The 3,944-nt window shown below is 61.9% G+C and carries 5 protein-coding genes; 1 reads left to right on the forward strand and 4 read right to left on the reverse strand.

Annotated features, from left to right (window positions below; all coding sequences use genetic code 11):
- A partial coding sequence (locus VFV09_03800) for a molybdopterin cofactor-binding domain-containing protein (GenBank protein HEU4866833.1) occupies nt 1–1,520 on the reverse strand: 1,520 nt, incomplete at its 3' end.
- Nucleotides 1,521–1,900: 380 nt separating this feature from the next.
- Nucleotides 1,901–2,380: a hypothetical protein gene (locus tag VFV09_03805; GenBank protein HEU4866834.1), complete on the reverse strand. Its 480-nt coding sequence runs from the start codon at nt 2,378–2,380 to the stop codon at nt 1,901–1,903.
- Nucleotides 2,381–2,590: 210 nt separating this feature from the next.
- On the opposite strand from VFV09_03805, the gene VFV09_03810 reads away from it, so the two are divergent.
- Entirely contained in the window at nt 2,591–2,974 is a 384-nt protein-coding gene (locus VFV09_03810) for a hypothetical protein (protein HEU4866835.1), read from the forward strand.
- 55 nt (nt 2,975–3,029) lie between these two features.
- Here the strand turns inward: VFV09_03810 and VFV09_03815 are convergent, their stop codons facing one another.
- Together VFV09_03815 and VFV09_03820 are read right to left on the reverse strand one after the other, a co-directional pair.
- Entirely contained in the window at nt 3,030–3,314 is a 285-nt protein-coding gene (locus tag VFV09_03815) for a hypothetical protein (GenBank protein HEU4866836.1), read from the reverse strand.
- A 20-nt stretch (nt 3,315–3,334) separates the two neighbouring features.
- Nucleotides 3,335–3,944: VWA domain-containing protein (locus tag VFV09_03820; protein ID HEU4866837.1), on the reverse strand; the 610-nt coding region annotated here is incomplete at its 5' end.

Genomic DNA, 3,944 nt, shown 5'->3' on the forward strand with positions numbered 1-3,944 from the left:
TGACCCTGACCCTGGGTCTTGGAGCCGATCTTGAGCACTGCCTTGCCGGTCGGGTGGACCCGCAGCTCCGCCGAGTCGAACATCTTGATGCCGATGATGTCGTACTCACGGGAGTTGCCGGCGCCGACGGGCTCGGTGAAGGTGGAGGTACCCAGGCCCAGGAGGCGACCAGAGTTACGACCGGCTGCCTTTTCCTTCATGAAGGCGTGGTAGCCAATCTGCTCCATTGCGATGTCCAGTGCTGCCTCGTAGTCACCCGAGTCCATCAGGAAACCGAAGCACGTGCGGTACGGGAACATGTCCGGCTTGACGAAGTTCAAACGACGGAACTCGGTCGGGTCCATGCCCATGTCGTACGCAGCGTTCTGGATCAGGCGCTCCTGGAAGAACAGTGCCTCGGTGATCCGGAAGGAGCACCGGTACGCCACACCTCCAGGTGCCTTATTGGTGTAGTGGCCCTGTGCGGTGAGGTAACCGACGGGGATGTCGTAGGCACCGGTCACGGAGTGGTACAGGCCGATCTTGAACTTGGTCGGCTGTGCGTCTGAGAAGAACCCACCGTTGTCGGTGTCCGCGTGGTAGCGGGCGCCGATGATCTTGCCTTCGGTGGTCAGTGCCAGCTCGCCGTGAAGGTACATGTCACGGGCGAAACCGGTGCTGATCAGGTTTCCGGTGTTGTCCTCAATCCACTTCACCGGGCGACCGATGACGACCGACGCCAAAATGGCGCAGACGTAACCGGGGTAGACCGGCACCTTGTTACCGAATCCGCCGCCGAGGTCCGGAGAGATAACCCGGATCTTGTGCTCGGGGAGCTCGGCAACGATGGCGACCGCGGTACGGATGATGTGCGGTGCCTGCGTGGTCAGGTAGACGGTCAGCTTCTCGGTCTCGGGCTTGTAGTCGCCGATGCAACCACAGCACTCGATCGGGCAAGGGTTGGAGCGGGGGTAGAACAGGTCGAGCTTGGAGATCTTGTCGGCCTTTGCGAAGGCACGGTCGGTGCCCTCCTTGTCGCCCACGTTCCAGGTGTAACAGACGTTGTCCTTCTGGCCTTCCTTGTCGTCACGGATGAGGGGGGCGCCGGGAGCTACCGCCTGCATCGGGTTGACGATTACGGGAAGGGGTTCGTACTCGACGTCGATCAGCTCGCAGGCGTCCTTAGCGATGTAAGGGTCGTCTGCAACGACGAATGCAACTTCCTGTCCCTGGAAACGGACCTTGTCCGTGACCAGGACTGCCTGCGTGTCGTAAGACAGCGTCGGCATCCAGGCGAGGTTGTGCTGGGCGGCGAAGTCACCGGTGATGACCAGGTGAACGCCGGGGACCATCCACGCACGCGAGTAGTCAATGGAGACCAAACGAGCGTGGGCAAGCGGGCTGCGCAGAAGCTCACCATGGAGCATTCCGGTCAGCTTGAAGTCGTCGACGAAGTTTCCTTTACCTACAAGGAGACGGCCGTCTTCGACTCGACGTCGACTGGCGCCTAGGCCACCAATCTCAATCTCGTCTACTGCCATAAGGTTGTCCTTCCTTTCCGGTCCGTCGGACCGAACGATTTAATGCCTACGTGCTTCTACAGCGCGGCCGCGTGAAGCCAACAAGAAAGCGGGTATGGGCTGCAGACGCCCGGAGGCGATCTGGAAGATATAGCTCCCCGTGTTGCGGAGCTGCCGGAGGGGCTTGCGGATTGGCTTTACGTTGCCCGCACAGCGGTGCTTCAACTCCGGACACGCCACCTGCCTAGAGAATCTCTGTCCCGTCAGAGCTTCCCGGCCCGGTTCGGCGCTTCTGTGGTGCTAAAGACGATACAAAAAGTTGGGTGCTGCAACTCTCCGTCGGGTAACGGAGAACCGCCACTCAGCCTATCACTGTCCAGTTACTAAAAGTCCAACCGGCGTTAGGAGTCCTGGAGCTCGTCGGACGCCTCAACTGTGCCCTCGAGCTCGCCCCAGCGGCCGACTTCCTCGGCGACGCTGATGCGGTGGCAGAGCTGGTCCATGGTGAACTCCACGTCGTCGTCCATGTTGTCCAGGAACTCGATCGCGGAGCTCGGCCGGCCTGCCAGGCGGAGGTCCTCAGCCCAGTCCTTGGCGCTGATGGGGCCGGTCATCTTGTCGACCATGTTCGCCAGGTCCTGGTCGGTGCGGCTGGCGCGAACGGCTTCCCGCGTGGCGGTGTACCGCTTGGGCATACCCACCTTGTCGGCGATCTTGAGGTTCGACGGGTCGGTGTCCAGCCAGACGCCCAGCGCCTGGCGCACGAGGTCGCGGGCCTTGGGAAGTGAATCGGCAGTGGCGGTCACCTCAGGCTGCTCTGCGATCTCCGCCGTCCAAACCTGACCCTCTCGTTCGAATACCGCGGTGTAGGAATCGCTCACTGGTCACTCCCTCCAATTGCCAAGCTCGTCAAAAAAGCACAAGAACATCGAGTCGCTGCAAAATCGTATCGCCCAGTTTAGGCCCTTTGGGGATTCTACTAGCGCTCAGCCGGGCTTCGCAGGGGTACTTAATGCGGGTTTCGGGAATAGACTCAAGTGAGGCGTCACCGCCAGAAAATTTTTCTTGTTGGCAAACGAAGGAGTCGTTTTATGTCCGAGTCTGAAGGCACCGAGCTCATGTCCCCGTCCGAGACGGTGGAGAAGTCTGAAACAGTTTCCGAGGAACTGGGCTTCGCCAGTCCGGAGGAGGAGCTTGAAGCCATCAACGCTCGCATGGACCAGATCAAGGAGGAGGTCACGGCCGACCTTCTAGCCAGCTGGCCCTCCCCGTGGAAGAACGAATCCATGGTCAGCGCCAAGGTCGGTGGGCGCTTGGGCTCCCACAAGCACTTCCAGCTGCTGCTTCAGCGGCGCCGGGAACTGGACGAACAGCTGGGCACCGACTCGACCACCGCACCCGTGGAAGTCGGCGAAGACCCGATGCAGGCCTACGCCAACAAGCTGGCCCGCGGCGAAGAGGTTGCTGGAGGCTAACCACTCTCAAACGAAGGCGGACCCTCTCGGGTCCGCCTTTTTTATGTCCTCGGCCCTATCGGTCGGGGGCCATGTCGTCTTCTTCGCTGAGGGTCTGGACCTCGGAGATCGGCCACGCCGGCAAGCCGGCGGTCTGGGCAGCTCCGAGGAACTGCACCCGCGCAACCGCTTCCGCCTCGTCCCGGTTCTCGGCCTCCACAATGATCGTGGCGCCGTACGACTCCTGGCCGATTCCGGTCGCCATGCCGTTCATGGTGGCCACAGCATCGGCTAGCTCGACGATCTCGTCCGCCGACATTACCTTGTCGCCTGCGCAGCGCAGTCCTACGCTCCACCTCATACTCCGCCTCCTCTTGCCGCTTAGTTCAGAGTGGGTAGAACCTCTGCCAGTTCCTTGAGGCTGTCCAGATCGTGGCCGCTCAGCAGGATGTCCACGAACGGCATGGCACATGACATGCCTACCGACCGGGGCTCGTAGTTGGGGTCGTCGCCCTTCAACGGGTTCATCCAGATGATTGCGTGGCACAGCCGGTCGAGCCGGGTCATCGCCTGGTCCAGGACTGTCGGGTCTCCCCGCTCCAGGCCATCGGAGGCGATGATCAGAATCGAGCCGCGGCACATACCCCGCCGGCCCCACTGCTTGTAGAAGTGGTCCAGAGATGCGCCGATCTTGGTGCCGCCCTCCCAGTCGAAGACCGCCTTGGTGGCTTCGGTCAACGCCTCGTCGGGGTTGCGCTTCTGCAGCGTGTCGGTGATCCGGGTCAGCCGGGTGCCGAAGCAGAAGACCTCGATCTTGCCCGGAACCCGGGTGGCCGAGTATGCGAACTGCAACAGTGCCCGGGAGTAGGTGCTCATAGACCCCGAGATGTCGAGGATGAGGATCAGCCGCCGCTGGCGGTACTTGCGCCGGCGGAAATGCAGCTCGGTGATCTCTCCCCCGTGCCTCATGGCGTGACGAACGGTGTCCCGC

The sequence above is a fragment of the Actinomycetota bacterium genome (genome assembly GCA_035759705.1).
In the GTDB taxonomy this organism is placed as follows: domain Bacteria; phylum Actinomycetota; class CADDZG01; order JAHWKV01; family JAHWKV01; genus JAJCYE01.